The organism is Adlercreutzia equolifaciens DSM 19450, from assembly GCF_000478885.1.
Taxonomy (GTDB): domain Bacteria; phylum Actinomycetota; class Coriobacteriia; order Coriobacteriales; family Eggerthellaceae; genus Adlercreutzia; species Adlercreutzia equolifaciens.
Genome location: NC_022567.1, coordinates 1,684,503 through 1,705,419 on the forward strand (window position 1 = coordinate 1,684,503; position 20,917 = coordinate 1,705,419).

Sequence of the window (20,917 nt, forward strand, 5' to 3'; positions counted from 1 at the left end):
ACATTCCCCTGGCACCCTCAAATGCCTATTGTCAGGGTACACTACTCAACTATGACAATCAATAACTTAGACTATCCTATTTAGGAAATAATGCATTTCTTTTCGAGACGATGCGCCTTCTCGCAGTTGAATGCGAGAAACTGCGGTGTTTGCACACGCCGTAAATCAAACATCGCACAGGACGCATCCAGTCCGTAACTCTGACACCGACGAAATTAGATCGGAACTGAACAACCGTGAGTTATTTCAAGAAACCATCGATGTTGTTGAAAGCCTCGCCGAAGGCACTTGGGGCGATAACAAGGCCGCCCTTTTCTTTCACCGACTCGTAAATAAGGTTCATCGTACGCAACTGAAGCGCCTTGTCATTACGCTCGTAAACAGCCGCCGCCTCTACAAACATCTCAGAGATGTCCTTTTCCACCTCGGCGAGAAGCAAACGCGAGTTACGCTCTCGCTCAGCCTGGGCCTCTTTAGATAAAGCATCCTGTAATTCTGACGGAACAGCGATATCGCGAATCTCCACCGAAACAACCGTGATGCCCCACGCACGCGTTTTCTCCTCGAGAATCTCTTTCACTTCGTTGTCCAATTGCTCGCGGCGCGTCGCCACCTCGGCGAGATTGATGCGACCCACCGCATCGCGCAGGGCGGTTTGAGCAGCCCACCATACCGCTGATGAATAATCTTCCACCTCCACGCAGGCGTCTTTGGGATCCCAAACCATCCAGAACAGCACCGCATCGATGCCCAGCGGCACAAGGTCGGCCGTCACAGCCTCCTCGGCCGAAAACGGTGTGGTGATAATGCGCTGGTCAACTCGCGCAGCCACTGATTCGACAATAGGAACAACCACATATAATCCTGGTCCATCGATGCGATTGAACTTCCCTAGGCGCAGAACCACGACACGCTCCCACTGCGGAGCGATGCGAACGGTACTCGAGGCCACCAGGCCCACTGCTACGCCGCCCAAAAGGGCCACGGGCAGCGATGCGTTCCACACAAGGAACGCGAACAGACCGCCGGAAGTCAAGAAGAGCGCTATAGCGAACAGGTAAACGCTGTTACGCGACGTCTTTTTCGCCGTCGGCGCCGCCATAGACCCCGTCAATGCCTTAACGCGCGCAGGAACCTGCTCGGCCTCTCGCGCCTGCTTCGCCTTACTTCTCACCCTTCTCCCCCTTGAACTGGTGCTAGGCTACTCCACCGAGCAGAATGAGCTGCTCGGACACAAGATCATGGATATCCTCCGCCGACATCCCTGCCGTGAGCGCCTGCTGGACAAAATCAACGGCGAGCGCTTCCACGTCGCCATCAACAACCGAAAGATGAGCGTTCTTGAGGTCGGAGACGTATGTTCCGCGGCCACGTTGGGTGTAGATGTAGCCATCGCGCTCAAGATCCTGGTACACCTTGTTCACAGTATTGTAATTGACTCCCAGCTGCACTGATAGCTCTCGAACCGATGGCAGTCTCTCACCTCGCTCGAACTTGCCTGACGATATCAAGTACACCAACCGCTTGCGAATTTGAATCCAGATAGGGACGACGCTCTTCTCGTTAATGCGAAAGTCGCTAATAGGATCGGCTTCCGCCTGTGCTGATATATTCGATGCTGTCTCCGCCATGCTCATGGTATCGTCCTTCTCTAAGTGATAGCGTCATAGTATCACAGAGGACGACGACAGCAAAGCACCCTCTCGGCCTCTATGGCGCCGAAGGAGAAAGCCCCGCTAGTTCCAAAAGCCCAGTGCGCTCATGAACACAAGATTGAATCTTTCGGTAGCCATGAGAAGCGCCACTCGAAGGCACAAACCTCCCACCAACGCACAAGCACTCCCTAGCACCACAGCCACCGGCGCGGGCAGACGGCGACAGACAGCATCAACGGAGAAAGGCGCAACAAGCCCCATCATCACTACCCCAGCCCAAAACAGCGGTGCTATGTTCCCGCTCATCAGCGACTGAGCCGAGGTGCCCGCTGGCCCATCCGAGGCAAAGCAGCTGGCAAGAAAACCCGCTAAAACAAGTGCTTCGACGACGACGAAGACCATATCGAGCGGCAGCAGCGCATTGGTAGCCAGCTCCATGCCAGGCGAAGCCAAGCGGAAAAACGCCGTCACTATGAGCGCCGCGAGCCCGCACGCCAACGCTGAAGCCACGAAAAGCACGGGAACCCATCCTGTGTGAAGAAAGGGGAGCGAAGGATACATGGCGAGAAAGATGCCAGAATACACCACCACGAACAATGCCATTCCCATGGCCACCAAACTGCAGGCAAACTCGCACACACGCAGAACAACCTTCCCTGGAGCAAGCTCGTATTCATAGCCATCCCCTTCGCCGTCAGCAAGTGACCCCAGGACCAATGCGAGCGTGGCCATCACGCAAAATACCAGAATAGCCCACGCACCCATGGAAAGAAGACTGGAGGTCGAAGCAAGAAAGAGGTGAAACACCCGATCGGGCACACCCAAGTCGAGAAAAAGAAAAAGCGCGCTCACCGCCACAAGCACCGGACCGAGGATCAAACCGGCATCGGTAACAGCGCTCACACGCTCAAACCATCCTCCCGCTGCACGAGGACGAAAGCGCAGAACCATATCGACGACGGCACCGATAAGAAACGCGCCGGCCCCCGTGCCAGCGAGAAACAGATACAGCGCGATGTAAATGCTTACCATACTCGATTTCCCTTCCCCCTCGCAGCTCCCTCAACAACCCCATCCCTCAGCGTCTTCCGGCCAGCACGAACTCCAGGGAGGCGGTGGTCGCGTCGGCGCTCTTCAGCGTGACGGCGACGCGCTGACCCAGCCGGTAGACCTTCCCCGACTCGTCGCCCACAAGCGTGTAGCGCACCGGGTCGAAGACGAAGTACTCGTCGCCCAAGGCCCGCACGGGAAGGATGCCCTCGGCCGTGCAATCGAGGCGCACGTAGAGCCCCCAGGCCGCCACGCCGGAGATCACGGCCGAGAAGGACTGGCCCACGAACGCGGCCAGGTACTCGACCATCTTCAGCTCCTGGGACTCGCGAGCCGCCGCCTCGGCCACCCGCTCCATGGCCGAGGAGTGCTCGGCGATCCAGGGAAGCGCCGCCACCTCCTGGTCGAATTTCTCCGGACGGCGCTCGAGCGCGGCGCGCAGCATACGGTGCACCACCAAATCGGGGTAGCGGCGGATGGGGCTCGTGAAATGGCAGTACGCCTCGCTGGCAAGCCCGTAATGACCCTGGTTCTCGGGCCGGTAGTCGGCCCTTTTCATGGCCCGCAGCAGAAGCGAGCTGACGAGCTCCCCCTCGCTGCGGAGCGCGCTTGCCGCCAAAATCTCTTGGATGACCTTCGGATCCCCCGCCACCAGACGCGCCTCCATGGGCTTTTCGAACCAATCGAACTCCTGGAACACGGGTATGAGCGAGCCCAAGGCATCGGAGGCCGGAGGTTCGTGGACGCGGTACAGGCAGGGAAAGCCGCGCCGCTCCAGGTAGCCGGCCACCGTCTCGTTGGCCAGGATCATGGCCTCCTCCACCAGGCGCGTGGCTTCGGTCTTGCGGCGCAGCGCGATGTCGGTCGGCCGTCCCTCCGCATCGAGGACCACCTTGGCCTCGGTCGTGGCGAAGTCGATGCCGCCGGCCCGGGCGCGGGCCGCCTCCCGGGCGCGGGCGAGCCGCGAGCATTCCACGAGCCGCCAGGCAATATCGCCTCCGGCGGCGATGGCGGCCTTGTAGTCGATGAGGATGTCGTCGGCCTCGCCGTAGGAAAGGCGCGCGTCCGAGCGGATGAGAGCCGGGTACAGCGAGAAGCGCACGAGCTCTCCCTCATCGTTCAGGAACAGGTCGGCCGTCATGGAGCGCCGCTCGGCGCCGGGCGCGAGCGAGCACAGCTCGTCGGAAAGGGCCGGGGGCAGCATGGGGATGACGCGGTCGGCCAGATACACGCTCGTGGCACGCCGACGCGCGTCCAAATCGACCGAGGAGCCCCAGGGCACGTAGTGGCTCACGTCGGCGATGTGCACGCCGAGCCGCCACAGCCCCTCTTCCTCCAAATAATCCAAGGACAGCGCATCGTCGAAATCTTTGGCGTCGGCCGGATCGATGGTGAAGGTGAAGCGGTCGCGCAAGTCGCGGTAGCCGGCGGCCAGGGCCCCTCCCGCGTCCAAGGTCGCCGCGGACGCGTCGGCCAGGGCCCCTTCCGAGAACACCGTCTCCAGCTTGTGGCGGCCGACGATGAGGTCGATGCCGGCCCCCGGCGCGTCGGAGGTATCGGCGAGCACCTCTTCCACAAAGCCCGTGGCGGCGCTGCGGCGCGTCGGGAACTGGGCGATGCGCACCCGCACGAGCGCCCCGTCGGGCACCTCGGGCGACTCGGCGCGCATGGTGAACACGTCGTAGGGAATGCGCGGATCGGCGGGAACCACCACTCCGAAGGGCTCGGCCACCTCGTAGCGCCCCACCAGCGTGTCGTGGGCCCGATCGACGACCGAAAGTACCCGGGCGGCGGGACGACCCGTCATATCCCCGTCGTCATCCGCGACTCGCCGCCCCTTCGATGCCCCGGCCCGCAGAGGCGCGATTTCCACCAGATCGCCGTCGAACGCGCCGGCGAGGCCCGAGGCGGGGATGAAGTACTCCCCCTCGGCCGTCTGCACGAAACCGAAGCCGCCGGCGCTCACGGTGAGAACGCCCCGGGGATTCGCCTTGGGGCGGCGGCGCGTGTGCTTCCTGTTGCGGCTCACCCTATCTCCCTTCCCTTATGAGACGCGAAGGCGTCCGTGCGCGTTGCGCGGCCGATCCTAGGCCGCCGGAATGAGCGAGCGGGCGATGTCGATGCCGGTGGCCAGCTGGGAGTCCGCTCCATCCTCCCCCTCGCCGTTTACCACCCCCACCTGGGGCGCGATGCCCACGTTGTCGATGGGCTCGCCTTGGGGCGTGAGGTAGTAGGCGGCGGTGTAGCGCACGGCCCCGCCGAAGTCCAGCTCGCGCACCACCTGCACCGAGCCCTTGCCCATGCTCGTCTCCCCCACCACGTCGGCCCGCTCGTTGTCCTGCAGCGACGCGGCGAGCACCTCGGCGGCGGCGGCCGTGTAGCGGTTCACCACCACGACAAGCGGCACGTCCTTGTACGGCGCGTCGCCCGCGGCCGATTTGGTGGTGGCCGGCCCGTCGTTGCCCTGAATCTGCACGAGGACGCCGGAGTTCACGAACAGGCTCGCGATATCGACGGCCTGGGTGAGGTATCCGCCGGCGTTGTCCCGCAGATCGAGCACGATGGCCCCGGCCCCCTGCTCGACGAGCGATTTCGTCGCCTGATCCACCAATTCCGCGGCATTGCTCGAGATCTGGCGCACCTTCACGACGCCCACGCCGTCGGAAAGCGCGGTGGTGAGGTTCGCCTCCTCGTAGACCTTGCAGGTGAGCGTCGTGGTGAACTGCTCGCCGGTCTGGGCGTCCAGGCTCGCCGGGCGCATCCAGGTCACCGACACCGTCGCGCCCTCGTCTTTGGCCAGCGCGTTCACCACCTCGGTCATCGACCAGGCCGATACGTCCTCGCTGTCGATGGAGGTGAGGAAGTCGCCCTGTTGCACGCCTTTAGCCTCGGCCTCGGAGCCCTCGAAGACATCCGACACGTAGGCGCGCCCGTTGTAGTCGGCGAACACCACCCCGATGCCGGCGTAGCTGCGCTCGGTGGTCTCCTTGATGTAGGTGTTGTACAGATCGGGGTTGTAGTAGGTGGCATAGGGGTCGCCTGTGGACTTCATCAAGTCGTCGAGCATGGAATAGGTGGCCGATGTAAGGTCGATCTCGTCCATGGAGTACGTGGAGAGGATGTCCTCCACATCGCCCACCCGGGCCGAGACGGACTCGAAGGTGTTGTTGGCCGCCGCGGCCGCAAGCGCCTCCCGCTCGCCATCGGAAACCGGGATGCCCCAGCTCGCCACCAGTTCGGTCTGGCTGCGCAGGGCGAAGCCCCCGACGAAGGAGACGGCGACGAGGATGACCGCGAGGAACACGCGGAGCAGCCCGTGGCTCGTCGCCTGATCAACCCGCCGCTCGCTGCGGGCCCGGGGGTTGGGGGTGAGATGCCGCCCGTTGCGTTCTTTGGCCATGGCCGCTCCTTGCACGTGACTCCGTCAATCTGAAAAGCGCGACCCCCTCGGCTCATCAGTGCCGCGGGGGTCGCGCCGACGTTCCAAACCTTTAAGACAAGATTCTACACCTTCAGGTACCGCCTCATGGCGAAAGCGGAGCCGAGAAGGCCGATTACGAGACCGGCTACCACCAGCACGATGTAGATCATGATGTAGGTGTTGCCCGAGACGTCCAGCGAGAGGAAGGACAGGGCGCTTTGCAGCTTCGGGATGCCGTACATGCGCAGCACCTGCAGGACGCCCACGGCCAGAAGCGAGCCGATAAGGGCGTGCAGGGCGCCCTCCATGAGGAAGGGCCCGCGGATGAACCCGTTGGACGCGCCCACCAGGCGCATGATGGCGATCTCCTTGCGCCGGGCCATGATGGCCAGGCGGATGGTGTTGTTGATGAACACGAGCGCGATGAACACGAGCAGCAGCACCAGGGCCACGCCCAAATAGCGCACGTACTTGGTCACCGAGAACAGGCGGTCCACCGTCTTCTGGCCGTACTTCAGCGAATCGGCCGGGTTGTCGGGCTCGTCGCAGATGGAGCGGAACGTCTCGTCGGCCTCGATGGCGGCGGCGATCTCGTCGACCTTCTGCGGGTCGGCGAGGCTCACGTCGATGGAGGCGGGCAGCGGGTTCGTTCCGTCCAGCTGCTCGATGATCTCGGGGTTGGTGGTCATGGAGTTGCTGAAGTTCTCCAGCGCCTGCTCCTTGGTGGTGAAGCCGACGCTTTCCACGCCGTCCATGCCCTGGATCATCGCGGTGACGGCGTCGATGGACTCCTGCGGCGCATCGTCGGCCACGTAGGCGGTGATGGAGACCTCGTCCTCGATGGAGGACACAAGGCGCTCCACAATGGTGCCGCCCACGAGGAACACGCCGATGATGAGCAGCGACAGGAAGATGGTGATGATGGAGCCGAGCGTCGTGGAGAGGTTGCGCGCGAAGCCCTGGAGCGACTCCTTGAAGAAGTAGAAGAGACTAGACATCGAAGCCGTACACCCCCCGGTCCTGGTCGCGGGTGAGATGCCCGCGGTCGAGCGCGATGACGCGACGGCGCATGTTGTCGACCATCTCGCGGTCGTGAGTGGCCACGAGCACCGTGGTGCCCGTGCGGTTGATGCGCTCGAGCAGATCCATAATGCCGCGGGAGGTCTGCGGATCCAGATTTCCCGTGGGCTCGTCGCAGATGAGCAGAGGCGGCCGGTTCACGATGGCGCGCGCAATGGAGACGCGCTGCTGCTGGCCGCCGGAAAGCTGATCGGGATAGCTGTTCAGCTTGTCGGAGAGGCCCACGAGGCGCAGCACCTCGGGCACTTGCGTCTTGATGACGTGCCGGCTCTTGCCGATAACCTCCAGGGCGAAGGCGACGTTCTCGAAGACCGTCTTGTTCGGCAGGAGCTTGAAGTCCTGGAACACGCAGCCGATGTTGCGCCGCAGGTAGGGCACGCGCCAGTTGCGCATGGTGGTCAGATCCTCGTCAGCCACGTAGATCTTGCCCGAGGTGGGCTTGATCTCGCGGGTGAGCAGGCGGATGAAGGTGGATTTGCCAGATCCGGAGTGGCCCACGAGGAAGATGAACTCGCCGGCGAAGATCTGCAGGGTCACATCGCTTAAGGCGGGCTTCTTCGGCTGGGCCGGGTAGGTCTTGGTCACATGGTCGAAGGTGATGACCGGCGCGCCCATGGGGGCGGCCATCTCGTCCACTTCGAGCATGGGCAAAGCCTGGGACAGCTGGGAGGTCATCGACGCCTTCTGGGCGTGGCCGGGCTGGGGCGCCGCCGCGCGGGCGCGCGGGTTGTTGCCCTGGGCCGGCGCGCCGGCGTGACGGCCGGCATGACCAGGAATTCCCTGGTTCCGTTCGTTCGTCACAGCTTGCTCCGTTCAGGTTGTTCGTTACTGAGACTGAAGTATTTTAGCAAAGGCCCGCGCGCTCACGAACCTTTTTCACAGCTTCAACAATGGCCGTAGCGTCAATGTTGAAATAGTCGAGCAGTTCCTCGAACTCGCCGGACTTGCCGAAACGGTCGCGCACGGCCACGCATTCCACGCACACGGGGTCGGCGCCGGCCAGAAGCTCGCAGACCGCCGAGCCCAAGCCTCCGATGACGGAATGCTCCTCGGCCGTCACGACGCAACGGGTCTTCGCCACCGATTCGAGAATGGTCGCCCCATCGAGCGGCTTCACCGAGAACGCGTCGATGACCTCGGCGGAGATGCCGTCGGCGGCCAGCGCGTCGGCGGCGGCGAGCGCCTCGCGGATTTCCACGCCGTTGGCCACGATGGTGACATCGCTCCCCTCGCGCAGCACGTAGGCGCGCCCGATTTCCAGCTCCACCTCGTCGTCGTAGACGCAGGGCACGGCGGCGCGGCCCATGCGCACGTAGACGGGGCCCGGCGTGGCGGCAGCGAGGCGCAGGGCGGCGCGGGCGGCGGCGTAGTCGGCGGGCACGAGCACGCGCATGCCGGGAAGGCCGCGCATGAGGGAGACGTCCTCGAGCATCTGGTGCGAGCCGCCGTCGGGGCCCACGGAGATGCCCGCATGGGTGGGGGCGATCTTCACGTTCAGGTTCGAGTAGCACACGGTGTTGCGGATCTGGTCGTAGGCGCGCCCGGTGCCGAACACGGCGAAGGAGCCCGTGAACGCGATGTTGCCGGCCAGCGAGAGGCCCGCGGCCACGTCGATCATGTTCTGCTCGGCGATGCCGCAGTTGAACAGGCGCCCGGCGTATCCCGCGTCGGCGAGCTTCTTGGTGGTGGTCGAGCCGGTCAGGTCGGCGTCCACGGCCACGACGGGCACGCCCTCGGCGGCGAGCTCCGCGAGCGTGGCGCCGTACGCGGCACGCGTGGCCTTCTTCTGGGCAGCGGTCTCGGTGTTTGCGAGTTTCACCATGACGGGCCTCCTATTCCGCGTCGGCGGACAGCTCCGCCAGAGCCTTCTCAAGTTCCTCGGGCTTCGGCGCCTTGCCGTGCCAGCCGGCCTGGTTCTCCATGAAGGAGACGCCCTTGCCCTTCACCGTGCGCGCGATCACGCACACCGGACGGGCCGTATCAGCCGCCTCGGCCTTGATGCGGCCGAAAAGCTCGACGAGCGCGGGGATGTCGTGCCCGCAGACGCGCTGCACGTCCCAGCCGAAGGCGGCGAACTTCTCGCCCAAATCCCCCGGATCGCACACGTCGTGGATGCAGCCGTCGATCTGCAGCTCGTTGTTGTCGATGATGGCCACGAGGCGCCCGAGCTTCTGATGGGCGGCGAACATGGCCGCCTCCCACACCTGGCCCTCCTCGCACTCGCCGTCGCCGAGCACCGTGAAGACGAGGCCGTCCTCGCCGGTCAGGCGCAGCCCCGCCGCCAGGCCCGCGGCCACGGAAAGTCCCTGGCCGAGCGAGCCGGTGGACACCTCCACGCCGGGCAGCAGGTTGGAATCGGGATGCCCCTGCAGGCGCGTGCCGAGCTTGCGCAGGGTGTGCAGCTCGTCGGTCGGGAAGAAGCCGGCGTGGGCCAGCGTCGCGTAGAGCGCCGGCGCCGCATGCCCCTTGGCCAGGATGAACCGGTCGCGGCCGGGCTTGTGCGGGTCGGCCGGGTTGTAGTCCATGACGCCGCCGAAGTACAGCGCCGTGAGGATATCGGTGCAGGAGAGCGACCCGCCCGGGTGCCCGCTGCCCGCTTCCGTGATCATGGTCAGAATATCCTTGCGAATGTCGGTGGCCTTCGCCTGCAAGGCGGCAGTATCCATAAGCTTCCCTTTCCCGTCCGGCTTTCGACTGCCGCTATTGTAGCGCAAGCCAACGGGCCGTACCTCTGTCTGCCGCTTCTCGCACATTTTCCCCGCCGAGCGCGCAAGAATGGTTCACCTGTCAAGAACACAGCTTGCTTGTCAAAGACAGAGGCACTCCAGAGAGATGCTCCTACCAGTATTGGGCGCGACGACGGAACGCCCACAGCACTAAAAGCAGTACAAACAAAGCGAAAGAGTCGCAGAGCATCAGAGGAATCGCTCCCTGCACGACGAAATCCCCCGTTTGGGCCAACTTTTCATCACTCATGGCGCGTGCACTTCCTTTTGCCAAGCCATCGTCACTCGAGCTTGAGTCGCCTGTCCCCGAAGACGTTCCGGCGTTTTCTGGATTCCCGCCATCGACCTTGGCGTCATCGTCCCCGCTTCCGGAATCCCCCGGCTTCGATCCCGTATTCCCGTCAGACCCATTATCAGGATTGTCGGCGCCGCTTGGCGGGTTGTTGCCGGAGCTGCCAGGATTGTCGGGGTCATCGGGATCTTTCGGATTGTCGGGACTCTCCGGATCATCGGGATCATCCGGGTTATCGGGGTTGTCGGGATCATCCGGGTTGTCGGGGTTGTCAGGATCATCCGGATTGTCGGGGTTGTCGGGATCATCCGGATTGTCGGTAGTCGCAGCCAGCACCGTTAGATCGCACTGAGCCTTAACGCCCCCGACCTCAGCCGTAATGATGGCCCGCCCCGCATCATGCACGGTCACCTGACCATCGGAGTCAACTACGGCAACCGACGGATCCGACGAACTCCAAACGACTTTCTCCTCCGCCCACACTGCCGGCGTTACCGTTGCCTCAAGTCTAAAACGAGATGCGCCGACCGACAGCGTTTTAGTTGTCTCACTGAGCCGAATCTGCAAAGGATCCGCTGTAGTGACATAGGTTCCTGCGACACACAGTGGAATCGTGCTGGGAGAAAAGGCCTCCCCCGCCGCGTTGTACCACGTCTTATCGGGAAGCTGGCTCTGTACCGTGCACCTCTCCCCCACTCTCACCAAATTAAGCGAAGAACAATCATCGAACATTCCCGCCATCTTGGTATTAGGAATGCGGGTACTGTTGAAAGAAGACAGGTCAAGCGAGGCAAGTTTTGGACAGTTTGAGAACATGCTGGACATGTTGGCGACGCTCGACGTGTCGAGTCCCGACACGTCGAGGGAGGCGAGCGAGGAGCAGCCGGAGAACATTGAGGACATGTTGGCGACGCTCGACGTGTCGAGTCCCGACACGTCGAGGGAGGCGAGCGAGGAGCAGCCGGAGAACATTGAGGACATGTTGGCGACGCTCGACGTGTCGAGTCCCGACACGTCGAGGGAGGCGAGCGAGGAGCAGCCGGAGAACATTCCTGACATGTAGGTGACGCTCGACGTGTCGAGCCCCGAGACGTCGAGGGAGGCGAGCGAGGAGCAGCCGGAGAACATTCCTGACATGTAGGTGACGCTCGACGTGTCGAGCCCCGAGACGTCGAGGGAGGCGAGCGAGGAGCAGTAGGAGAACATGTCGGACATGTAGGTGACGCTCGACGTGTCGAGCCCCGAGACGTCGAGGGAGGCGAGCGAGCGGCAGCTGCTGAACATGCCGGACATGTCGGTGACGCTCGACGTGTCGAGCCCCGAGACGTCGAGGGAGGCGAGCGAGGAGCAGTAGGAGAACATGTCGGACATGTAGGTGACGCTCGACGTGTCGAGCCCCGAGACGTCGAGGGAGGCGAGCGAGGAGCAGTTGCGGAACATGCCGGACGTGTCGGTGACGCTCGACGTGTCGAGCCCCGAGACGTCGAGGGAGGCAAGCGAGAAGCAGTTGGAGAACATGCGGCGCACACTAGAGCCGCAAACTACGGTTCCCTCAACGGTAAAACTGAGGGGATCTGAATCAATCCACGGCCATTTAACATCACCGTACGGGTCCATCTCCAACTCGCTCGCAGAAGGCAAGTATCCTATGGACAAACCGTCCGCAGGACGCAACACGAAGTCGCTACCGTTCTCCGTTCCCCATTCGCAAGATCCAATCTCTTCCCAACCATCAGAGGCTCTCGCGGCATTTCCCACTTGAGACTCCGCCGACGTCTCCTCTATCGCAAACGACCTCTCTGTTTTTTCGAACCCCTCACCAGGTCCACTTTCGAGGCGCTCTTCTTCGGCCCAAGCTGCAGGCACAAGAGCACCCGCAAGCAAAATGGAAAGACCAAGCGACAAAAACATTTTCATCATACGCCTCATTTCGCATCCCCCGCCCAGCGTACATCGGCGTTCCACTCTGACCAATTCTCAAGGTCGTAGCGCAACCCCGAAACCTCCTGGTTGGCTTCAATCTCTTCCTGCGCCTCTTCGTATTCTTGCCTACTGAGCCTCGTCCATTTCATCTCTCGAAACCTTCCGCCCAGCTTTTCGAGGACTATGCTATCGAGGGGACAGTCGCACTCATCGGCCGAGATGATAGGCAGCCTTTCCAGATACTTGTCGCTTGCACCGAACAGCTGAAGCATCACCAGATACTTCAGGGTCATATTCACGAGCTTCTGGACAGAGCCGAACAGCTGCCCCTCATCGAGAACGACCTTCTGACCATTCCGCTCGACCCCAAGCAGAAGCTGATCGATAAGACTACGAGAGCCGAGAGGCTCCCCCTCAGGCCATTGGACAAGTATTTCGTAAAGGCGCGCGGCAATGACGTTAGGTTCCCTTTTCGCCGGAGACACCCAAGGCTCGTTCCCGTAGTTGCTGTACGGGACAACATGTTGTCGGGCCAGCACAACATCACGATGTGCGCGCCATACCGCATCCCATACCAAGTTGCTTGCCTTGAGGCCCTCTGGCAACTTGTTCTTCGCGCGCGGCAACGCCCCCTGCACAAGGAACTTCTCGAAATCGCTTTTCTCAATGGCCGACATACTTGCCTACGCCTCCTTTCGACGGAGGACGGTGCAGTTCAAGCCAGAAACGCAAGTCTTAGCGCAGGCCTCGTTTATTCGGTTGTAGTTGGAAAATGTCGAAAGCAGAAAGCCCGCTTCATTAGTTGCTTTTAGCGCAGCCGCATAGAGGAGAACCCCCCCCCCAGCAGCTTACAACTATGTAACAGATTCAACATAGTCTCAGAATACCACAATCCGCTCAGCTGAAAAGGCAAAATGTCGACTACTGCGCAAGCAAGATCGATTTGGAGTTGGCGGTTGATTCGCGAGCCGCCAGGGGTGATGCCCGACGACGAAAGAACCTATCTTCTAGTCTTCTCATAGGCCATTAGTATCTTATCCTATTGTGACGTCCATTTATCTTACCTCTTGCTTGCAAGCGTCTTCGATTCAATAGCAAGCCAGTAGGCAGCCTTACCGTCGATCACAGAAAAGCTCGTCAAAAGCCCTGCGCCTCTGAAACCCCAAAGCATCTGGTCGACGTCATCGATAGACACGGCTGCGATGGGCTACCTCAACAACAAGAACCAAAAGCTCCCCGTCGCGGATATCGCAGATGACGCGGTAATCGCCCACGCGATAGCGCCAAAGCCCCGATAGCGGCCCTGTGAGACCCTTCCCCTGAGAGCGCGGGTCGTCAAGGCAGGCCACCTCGTCCAGTGCATCGAAAATGCGATTGGCAATCTGCTTGTCGAGCTTTTTCAGACCCTTGACGGCACGAGGCAAGTACTCGACGCTATAGGCCACAAGCAGCCCTCGCCTCATCGGCGGTGAGCGCCTCCAGCCGACCGGCGCGGTACTCTTCCAAATCGTGAAGAACTCCGTAGACCTCCTCGAGCTCATCGATAGAGTCCTCGAGGGCCTTGTTCACATAAAAGGATCGCGATCGCCCCGTAGCGCGCGCCAAGGCCGCATAGCGATCCTGGATTTCCTGAGAGGGGCGAACCGTCATTGTCGCCGTCATGCCCGGCCTCCTTGTCGCGCCAAAACCATTGTGTTCATTGTGTTCATTGTGTTCAGTATAACACATGACAAACGGAGGCCGTACCGCAGACCAAAGCGCTACTGATTGGCTACTCTCCACGTATGATACCCGATGACGAAAGGCTCCAGGGCGCCGCCGAGGACGGCGTCCACATTTCCCGTCTCAACGCCGCTTCTCAGGTCCTTCACGAGCTGGTACGGGAAGAGCACGTAGTTGCGAATCTGGCTGCCGAAGGAGTTGTCCCGCCGCTCGCCGCGCAGCTCGTCCAGCTCCTCCTGCCGTTTGCGCTCCTCCAGCTCGTAGAGCTTGGCGCGCAGCACGCGGAAGGCCGCTTCCTTGTTCTGCAGCTGGCTCTTCTCGTTCTGGCAGGTGACCACGATGCCCGTGGGCTCGTGGGTGAGGCGCACGGCGGAATCGGTGGTGTTCACGCACTGGCCGCCGGGGCCGCTGGAGCGGTACACGTCCACCCGCACGTCGGCGGGGTTTAAGTCCACCTCGATGTCGTCGGCGATGACCGGCAGCACCTCCACCGAGGCGAAGGTGGTCTGGCGGCGCTTCTTGGCGTCGGTGGGGCTGATGCGCACGAGGCGGTGGATGCCGATCTCGCTGCGCAGCATGCCGTAGGCGTAGCGGCCCTCGATCTGGATCGTGGCCCGATCGAGCCCTATGCCCTCGCCGAGCACGAGATCGAGCACCGTCACCTTCCAGCCCTTGTCCTCGGCGTAGTGGACGTACATCTGGTAGAGCATGCGGGTCCAGTCCTGGGCCTCGAGGCCGCCCTGGCCGGGGTTCACCGTGAGGATGGCGTCGCCCTCGTCGAACTCGCCGGAGAACCAGGACTCGATCTCCAGCTGATCGAGCAGCGCCGCAAGCTCGGCGGCGGTGCGCTCGGCCTCCTCGGCGAAGGCCGCATCGTCGCCGGCCAGCTCGCACGCCGCCGACGCATCATCGAGAAGCCCGCAGGCCCGCTCGTAGTCCTCGATGGTGGCGCGAAGCCCCGCCGCCTTCTTCGAGACCGCCTGGGCCGCCGCCGCGTCGTTCCAAAAGTCCGGACGGGCCGTCTGCTCGTCCAGCGCGGCCAGCTCGTCGCGCTTCTCCTCGATACGCAAGAACGAGAAGGCATCGGACAGCCGACCCTGCGCCTTCTCGATCTCCTTCTGAATATCTCTCAGTTCCATGCCTTGATCTAAATCTCCTTGAAACTCACCGGGGGCGGGCTGCGGGATACCGCTCAGTCGCTCAGACAGTCCTCGCTGGTATCGAAGGCGTCAAGGCTACTGCTCCCCTTCGCTTACCGCCTTCGATACCATCTGCGGAACTCGCTTGGTGAGCGGCACCCCGCATCCCGCTTCGCTCAACCTTAGTTGAGTGTGCGTCAAAGGTTCTGGCCGTGGCACTTCTTGAACTTCTTGCCGGAACCGCAGGGGCAGGGATCGTTGCGCCCCACGTTGGCGTAGGGGTCTTCCTTGTCTTTGACGTAGGTCTGGGGCTTGCCGGCGGCAGGGCGCGGGGGCGCGGCGGGAACACCGGAGGCGGCGCGGGCCGCGGCGGCGTGGCGACCGCGGATGCTCGACTCCTCCAGAGCCTGTTCCGGCGCCGAGTAGCTCATCTTGCGGGCCAGCGGGTCCTCCTGCTCCGCCAGGGCCGCAGGGGCCGGGCGGCCGGCACCGGCGGGGGCGCCCTCCGGCGCGGGCTTCGCGGCGATCTCCAGGCGCAGCAACGTGCGCAGGTAGTCGTCGTACATCGAGCTCGTCAGATTCTGGAAGGCGTTGTAGGCCTCGTTCTTGTATTCCACGAGCGGGTCGCGCTGGCCGAAAGCGCGCAGACCGATACCGGTCTTCAGGTAGTCCATCTCCTGCAGATGCGCCATCCAGCGCGTGTCGATGATGCGCAGCATCACCTGGGCGGAGAGGTTCTCCATGAGGTCGTGGCCCAGCTGCTCGCTCTTCTGCTCGTAAATCCAGGTGAGGAAGTCGTTCAAAGCCTCGGCGACGTTTTCCGCCTCGTCCTCGTGATCGACCTTCGCCACGGAGAAATCGTTGCAGCCGGTCATGTTCGCGGCCCACAGGTCGATGGCGCGCACATCCCAATCGTCGCTGGCGGAATTCCCGGGGCAGCACTCCCCCACGATGGCGTCCACCGCGTCGCGGATGATGCCGGGAATGCGCTCGGTCATGGACTTGCCGTCCAGGATGGCGTTGCGCTCCTCGTAGATGGCCTTGCGCTGGAGGTTCATGACGTCGTCGTATTCCAGCACGTTCTTACGGGCGGCGAAGTGCATGGACTCCACCTGGCGCTGGGCGCTCTCGATGGATTTCGACACCATGCCGGCCTGGATGGGCATGTCGTCCTCTTGATTGGTCTTCTCCATCATATGCGCGATGGAGTCCATCTTCGAGCCGCCGAACAGACGCATCAGATCGTCTTCCAGGGAGAGGTAGAACTGGGTCACGCCCGGGTCGCCCTGACGGCCGGAACGGCCGCGCAGCTGGTTGTCGATGCGGCGGGATTCGTGGCGCTCGGTGCCGATGACGCAGAGTCCTCCGGCGGCGAGCACCTGCTCCTGCTCCGCGTCGCAGATCTCGCGGGCGCGGGTGAGGGCGTCGGCGCGGTCGGCCGCCGATGGGATGGGGCCGCGCGCCTCCTCGTCGCCCTCTTGGGCGTCCACGTCGAACCCGCGCTCGCGCAGCAGGTCCTCGGCGAGCATGTCCGGCTCGCCGCCCAAGCGGATGTCGGTACCGCGGCCGGCCATGTTGGTGGCGATGGTGACGGCGCCGAGACGGCCGGCCTGGGCCACGATATGCGCCTCGCGCTCGTGGTGCTTGGCGTTCAGCGTCTCGTGCTTGATACCGCGCTTGTCCAGAAGCCGCGAGAGCTTCTCGGAGTTCTCGATGGACACGGTGCCGATCAGGCACGGCTGGCCCTTCGCGTGGCGCGCGGCGATGTCGTCGGCCACGGCGTTGAACTTGCCGTCGATGGTGCGGTACACCAGATCGTTCTCGTCGACGCGGATGACCGGCCTATTGGGAGGAATGGCCATGACCGGCAGCTTGTAGATCTGGCGGAACTCCGCGTCCTCGGTCATGGCGGTACCGGTCATGCCGGAGAGCTTGTCGTAGAGGCGGAAGTAGTTCTGCAGCGTGATGGTGGCCAACGTCTGGTTCTCCTCGCGCACGAGCACGTGCTCTTTGGCCTCGAGCGCCTGGTGCAGGCCCTCGGAGTAGCGGCGCCCCTCCATGATGCGGCCGGTGAACTCGTCGACGATCTTCACCTCGCCGTCCATGACGACGTAGTCCACGTCGCGGTGGAAGAGGAACTGGGCCTTCAGCGCCTGCTGCAGGTGGTTCGCCAGCTGGCCGGACGGGTCGGCGTAGATGTTCTCGATACCGAGCATGACCTCGATCTTCTCAAGGCCGCTCTCCGTGGCGTTGATGGTACGCTTGGCCTCGTCCATGTCGAAGTCGACGCCCTCTTTGAGGCCGGGCATGACCCGGGCGAACTTCTTGTAGGTGTCGGCGGCCTGGGTGCCGGCGCCGGAGATGATGAGCGGGGTGCGGGCCTCATCGATCAGGATGGAGTCCACCTCGTCGACGATGGCGAAGTGGTGCCCGCGCTGCACCCGCGAGCTGCCGCGCGTGACCATGTTGTCGCGCAGGTAGTCGAAGCCGAACTCGGAGTTGGTACCGTAGGTGACGTCGGCCTCGTAGGCGGGCTTCTTCGCCGCCGGCGGCATGCCGTTCTGAATGAGGCCGGTCTTCATGCCGAGGAAGCGGTAGATCTGGCCCATCCACTCGCAGTCGCGCCGGGCCAGATAGTCGTTGACGGTCACGATGTGCACGTTGTGCCCGGGAATGGCGTTCAAATAGCCGGCCAGGGTGGACACGAGCGTCTTGCCCTCGCCGGTCTTCATCTCGGCGATCTGTCCCTCGTTCAGGGCCATGCCGCCGATGAGCTGCACGTCGAAGTGGCGAAGCCCGATGGTGCGCACGGAAGCCTCGCGTACGGCGGCGAAGGCCTCGGGGAGCAAATCGTCCAGGCTCTCGCCGGCGGCGTAGCGCTCGCGGAACTCCTGCGTCTTAGCGGCCAGCTCCTCATCGGAAAGCGCCTGGAACTCCGGTTCCAGCGCGTTGATCTTATCGACTTTGGCCTGGTAGCGCTTCAGCTGCTTGCCCTCGCCCATCGTGAGCAGTTTGGAGAGAAATCCCATAGGTTGCGTCTTCTTTCTGTGGTCGGCGAGCGGTCATGGGGTCGGCGATCGCCTCCCCTTCAACAACTCCCGTCGCCTTCGTTGGGCGGCCGCACGGGCCGCCTCGGTGCAAATCTGCTCCACTCTACCACAGAGCGCAGGTGGCGCGCCCAATTTCACAGGGTTTGCAAGGCGGCGAGACCCCCTTCTGTGCCCGGTTGCGCCCGGTTGCGCCCGCTTGCGCCCGGTTGCGCCCGGCTGCGCCCGGTTGCGCCCGGCTGCGCCCGCTTGCGCCCGGTTGTGCCGTCCAGTGCCGTCCCGCACCATCCTGCACCGTCCCGCACCGTCGCACCCGGCCCCTTTCGCGGCGCAGCCCCGTCGCACTCCAAGCCCCTTCGCACCCCAGCGCCATCGCACCCCAGCGCCATCGCACCCCGGCCCCTTCACACTCCAGTCCCTTCGCGCTCCAGCGCCATCGCACCCCGGCCCTTCGCACTCCTGCACCGTCACACCCCGGCCCTTCGCGTCACTTCTTCAATCGTTGCCACTGCTTTTCCCGACGGCATCTCCCTCGAAAGCCCACTCTCATACAGCCTTACAGTCTTCGCGGAAATCGCTGGAAATCGACCACCGGCCAATCTCTCCTAACCAGATGCTTCTTTTTTTCGAGTTGTTAGAGTTTAGAGCCAATTCACATCACTCTACCCCGTAGTGGTTTTGAGATTGATAGACGTGTTAAGATATTTTTTAAATACTTTAGCATATACAGTCGTTCAGATTTCAGATTTATGCGAGCGCCAGCTCCGCAAACGTCTAACAACTCAAAATTTTTTGCCTCAAACCAAACCAGACATTGTCTCAGGTATGGCAAATGAACAAAGTCATGGCGTTAGTGCATTTGGTTCAGCCCCGCATCTCGGCCTTTCGCCTCGGCCGTCCGCTTCGCCCCACCTCCTCACACGCACTTGCGTAGTTCGCTGCGAAGCCTCATATGGCGATCGAGTTGCTTTCCGTTCAGCCGCTTGAAATCACAACCAGCTGCGCGAAATGCATGCAGAATTGTCTCTTGGAATTCGAAAACATTCTCAAGCTGACTCGCCGTGATTGATCTTATCTCCAATCCCTGAGCAGCCAGCGCGCTCCTGCGACGCGAATCACGGGAAAGGCGCAAGCTGCTCCCATGGAACTGCGAGCTATCGTATTCAAGTGCCACACCGCGCTCGGGCCATAGCACATCGCACACCAACGACGAGCCATGGGCAATGCGCTCCGCCTCTCGCCTCAACTTGACCGGCTCATTAAGACGCGCACCCCTCATGCCGAATCCGCCGTAATTACGCGGCGCAGTCGCTATGATCGCCAAGGACGTCTCAGCTGGCGAAGCCGACTTTGCCAGAACGTATCGCGCAGCCGTCTTCGCCGCCGCCGACCCTTTGAAGCCACGCAAATGGCTGCAGAAGGCAACCAGCCGATTCGGCGAGCAGAGCGGATGTCGCACAAGATACTCGCTGGCCTCGACAGGATAGCAACCGCATAGCTCATAGCCCAATGACAGAAGCGCGCCAAAGGGAAGCAACGATGCCATCTGGGCAAAAACGAGCTCCGGAGCACAAACGTACACACCCCGCGCGATTTTCAAGAAAGACCCTTTCGGATATGTTGCCGAGCTGTGGTGATACGTCAACCCGTCCGCAGTACGCACCCCGGGCTTGCGATGTCCGAGCACATGGAGAACTTTTCCGGCACCACTCGAACTATCAGCGATTCCAGACTCTTCCGAGCGCTTCGACGAATGCGTCTCCGACAAGACAACGCGACAAGCGCCAAGCAGCTCAGCGAGTTCTTCCGGCACACCATCCTCTAGCGCACCATCAATGATTTCGACAACGGTGCGTTTTGCTGAGGACGAATCCACCAGAACGGCCGATGACGGAAAGATCCGAAAAGGCAGATCATCGGTCTGCATCGTCTTACGGCAATGGAAAAGATGCAAGGCAATGCCATTGCGAGCGGACCACAACCTCCAGAATTCCAAAGCAGTCTCATGACTTAAGCAGATGCACCGCATTTCCCCTCCTTTACTTAGTAGTGTATTACTGTATGCTATATCACAATCGAGCGAAATATACCAGAGGGAAATTCGTCTGCGAAAGATGCGGTAGTCGAGCAATTGGTCACAGAGGCAAACTCAGGACAAGGACAAACGGAGGCCCACTCCGTCCGGGATCAAAGCACACAAGGGCAAGCGGAAGCCCATGCCATCTGGGCTCAAAGCATTTCAATCAGTAAACTAAAATGGCGCAAGATTTTCGAGTTGTTAGAGTTTCGCAGACAGCAGCCCCACCCCCTACGGTATCTCATTTTCCACATCACATCTCTGACCTGGGGGTATTCACCATGCTCGAACGCATTGATGAACGTCATGGCGACCTACCTCGGCATAGCGCCGAACAAAAGCCTAACAACTCGAAATTATCGTCCGAGAATTTGGCAAAGGTTGGCAGGAGCAAGACCGCCAGAGGCAAAATAGCCAACAGCGGGATCGGGGAGGCCCGGGCGCGGGTTGCAGGCAGATAGGCCAGAAGGATCCGGGCGCAAGCTGCAGGCAGGAGAAACCGGGGAGACCCGGGCGCAAACTGCAGACTGAGGGGGCCAGGCCAAACGCAAGCTGCAGGCAAGTGCGAAGCAGCCCGGACAGAGCGGCGGAAAAACGGGGAGGGCCCGCCATAGCAGGTCCTCCCCGAAAGTACGTCAACAACGACGAAGCGTCCCGCGAGACCCAAGCATCATGGCGGCACCTCTCCCGACGAGACATCGCCGCCCACCAATGCGAGACTCACAAGGCCCGGGCATCGGGCCGCCCCCTCCCCCAGAAACATGATGGCGGAGACTTCGGCCCAT

General features: G+C 62.2%; 16 protein-coding genes. All 16 read right to left on the reverse strand.

Annotated elements, in window-relative coordinates:
• Positions 1-241: 241 nt before the first annotated feature.
• Complete coding sequence (locus tag AEQU_RS06510; RefSeq protein ID WP_041714568.1) at positions 242-1,174, reverse strand: slipin family protein; 933 nt, start codon at positions 1,172-1,174, stop codon at positions 242-244.
• A 22-nt stretch (positions 1,175-1,196) separates the two neighbouring features.
• Positions 1,197-1,637 (reverse strand): GntR family transcriptional regulator, encoded by a 441-nt coding sequence (locus AEQU_RS06515; protein WP_231699607.1) that lies wholly within the window; start codon positions 1,635-1,637, stop codon positions 1,197-1,199.
• Positions 1,638-1,736: 99 nt separating this feature from the next.
• Positions 1,737-2,687 carry an NrfD/PsrC family molybdoenzyme membrane anchor subunit gene (gene nrfD, locus AEQU_RS06520; protein WP_022740136.1) on the reverse strand — a complete coding sequence of 317 codons (951 nt, stop codon included), beginning with the start codon at positions 2,685-2,687 and terminating at the stop codon, positions 1,737-1,739.
• 46 nt (positions 2,688-2,733) lie between these two features.
• Positions 2,734-4,734 carry a ribonuclease R family protein gene (locus AEQU_RS06525; RefSeq protein ID WP_022740137.1) on the reverse strand — a complete coding sequence of 667 codons (2,001 nt, stop codon included), beginning with the start codon at positions 4,732-4,734 and terminating at the stop codon, positions 2,734-2,736.
• A gap of 57 nt (positions 4,735-4,791) precedes the next feature.
• Complete coding sequence (locus tag AEQU_RS06530; RefSeq protein WP_022740138.1) at positions 4,792-6,105, reverse strand: S41 family peptidase; 1,314 nt, start codon at positions 6,103-6,105, stop codon at positions 4,792-4,794.
• Positions 6,106-6,209: 104 nt separating this feature from the next.
• Entirely contained in the window at positions 6,210-7,124 is a 915-nt protein-coding gene (gene ftsX / locus AEQU_RS06535) for a permease-like cell division protein FtsX (protein ID WP_022740139.1), read from the reverse strand.
• On the reverse strand, positions 7,117-7,881 hold the full coding sequence (gene ftsE / locus AEQU_RS06540; protein ID WP_231699616.1) for a cell division ATP-binding protein FtsE: 765 nt from the start codon (positions 7,879-7,881) through the stop codon (positions 7,117-7,119). Before ftsE ends, ftsX begins: the two co-directional genes overlap by 8 nt.
• Positions 7,882-8,050: 169 nt before the next feature.
• On the reverse strand, positions 8,051-9,028 hold the full coding sequence (locus AEQU_RS06545; RefSeq protein ID WP_022740141.1) for a transketolase family protein: 978 nt from the start codon (positions 9,026-9,028) through the stop codon (positions 8,051-8,053).
• Positions 9,029-9,038: 10 nt separating this feature from the next.
• On the reverse strand, positions 9,039-9,872 hold the full coding sequence (locus AEQU_RS06550; RefSeq protein ID WP_022740142.1) for a transketolase: 834 nt from the start codon (positions 9,870-9,872) through the stop codon (positions 9,039-9,041).
• A gap of 172 nt (positions 9,873-10,044) precedes the next feature.
• Positions 10,045-11,742 (reverse strand): BspA family leucine-rich repeat surface protein, encoded by a 1,698-nt coding sequence (locus tag AEQU_RS11905; protein ID WP_244874844.1) that lies wholly within the window; start codon positions 11,740-11,742, stop codon positions 10,045-10,047.
• 407 nt (positions 11,743-12,149) lie between these two features.
• On the reverse strand, positions 12,150-12,824 hold the full coding sequence (locus AEQU_RS06565; protein WP_022740144.1) for a hypothetical protein: 675 nt from the start codon (positions 12,822-12,824) through the stop codon (positions 12,150-12,152).
• A gap of 504 nt (positions 12,825-13,328) precedes the next feature.
• A complete protein-coding gene (locus AEQU_RS06570) occupies positions 13,329-13,592 on the reverse strand; it encodes a type II toxin-antitoxin system RelE family toxin (RefSeq protein ID WP_022740145.1) in 264 nt (87 codons plus the stop codon).
• Positions 13,582-13,809 carry a type II toxin-antitoxin system RelB family antitoxin gene (gene relB, locus AEQU_RS06575; protein WP_022740146.1) on the reverse strand — a complete coding sequence of 76 codons (228 nt, stop codon included), beginning with the start codon at positions 13,807-13,809 and terminating at the stop codon, positions 13,582-13,584. The genes AEQU_RS06570 and relB overlap by 11 nt, the downstream gene beginning before the upstream one ends.
• A 98-nt stretch (positions 13,810-13,907) precedes the next feature.
• The gene (gene prfB / locus AEQU_RS06580) at positions 13,908-15,008 is read right to left on the reverse strand and encodes a peptide chain release factor 2 (RefSeq protein WP_022740147.1); all 1,101 of its coding nucleotides are present in this window, start codon (positions 15,006-15,008) and stop codon (positions 13,908-13,910) included.
• 197 nt (positions 15,009-15,205) lie between these two features.
• Positions 15,206-18,037: a preprotein translocase subunit SecA gene (secA, locus tag AEQU_RS06585; RefSeq protein ID WP_022740148.1), complete on the reverse strand. Its 2,832-nt coding sequence runs from the start codon at positions 18,035-18,037 to the stop codon at positions 15,206-15,208.
• 934 nt (positions 18,038-18,971) lie between these two features.
• Positions 18,972-20,084 (reverse strand): hypothetical protein, encoded by a 1,113-nt coding sequence (locus AEQU_RS06590; RefSeq protein ID WP_022740150.1) that lies wholly within the window; start codon positions 20,082-20,084, stop codon positions 18,972-18,974.
• Positions 20,085-20,917: the final 833 nt, after the last annotated feature.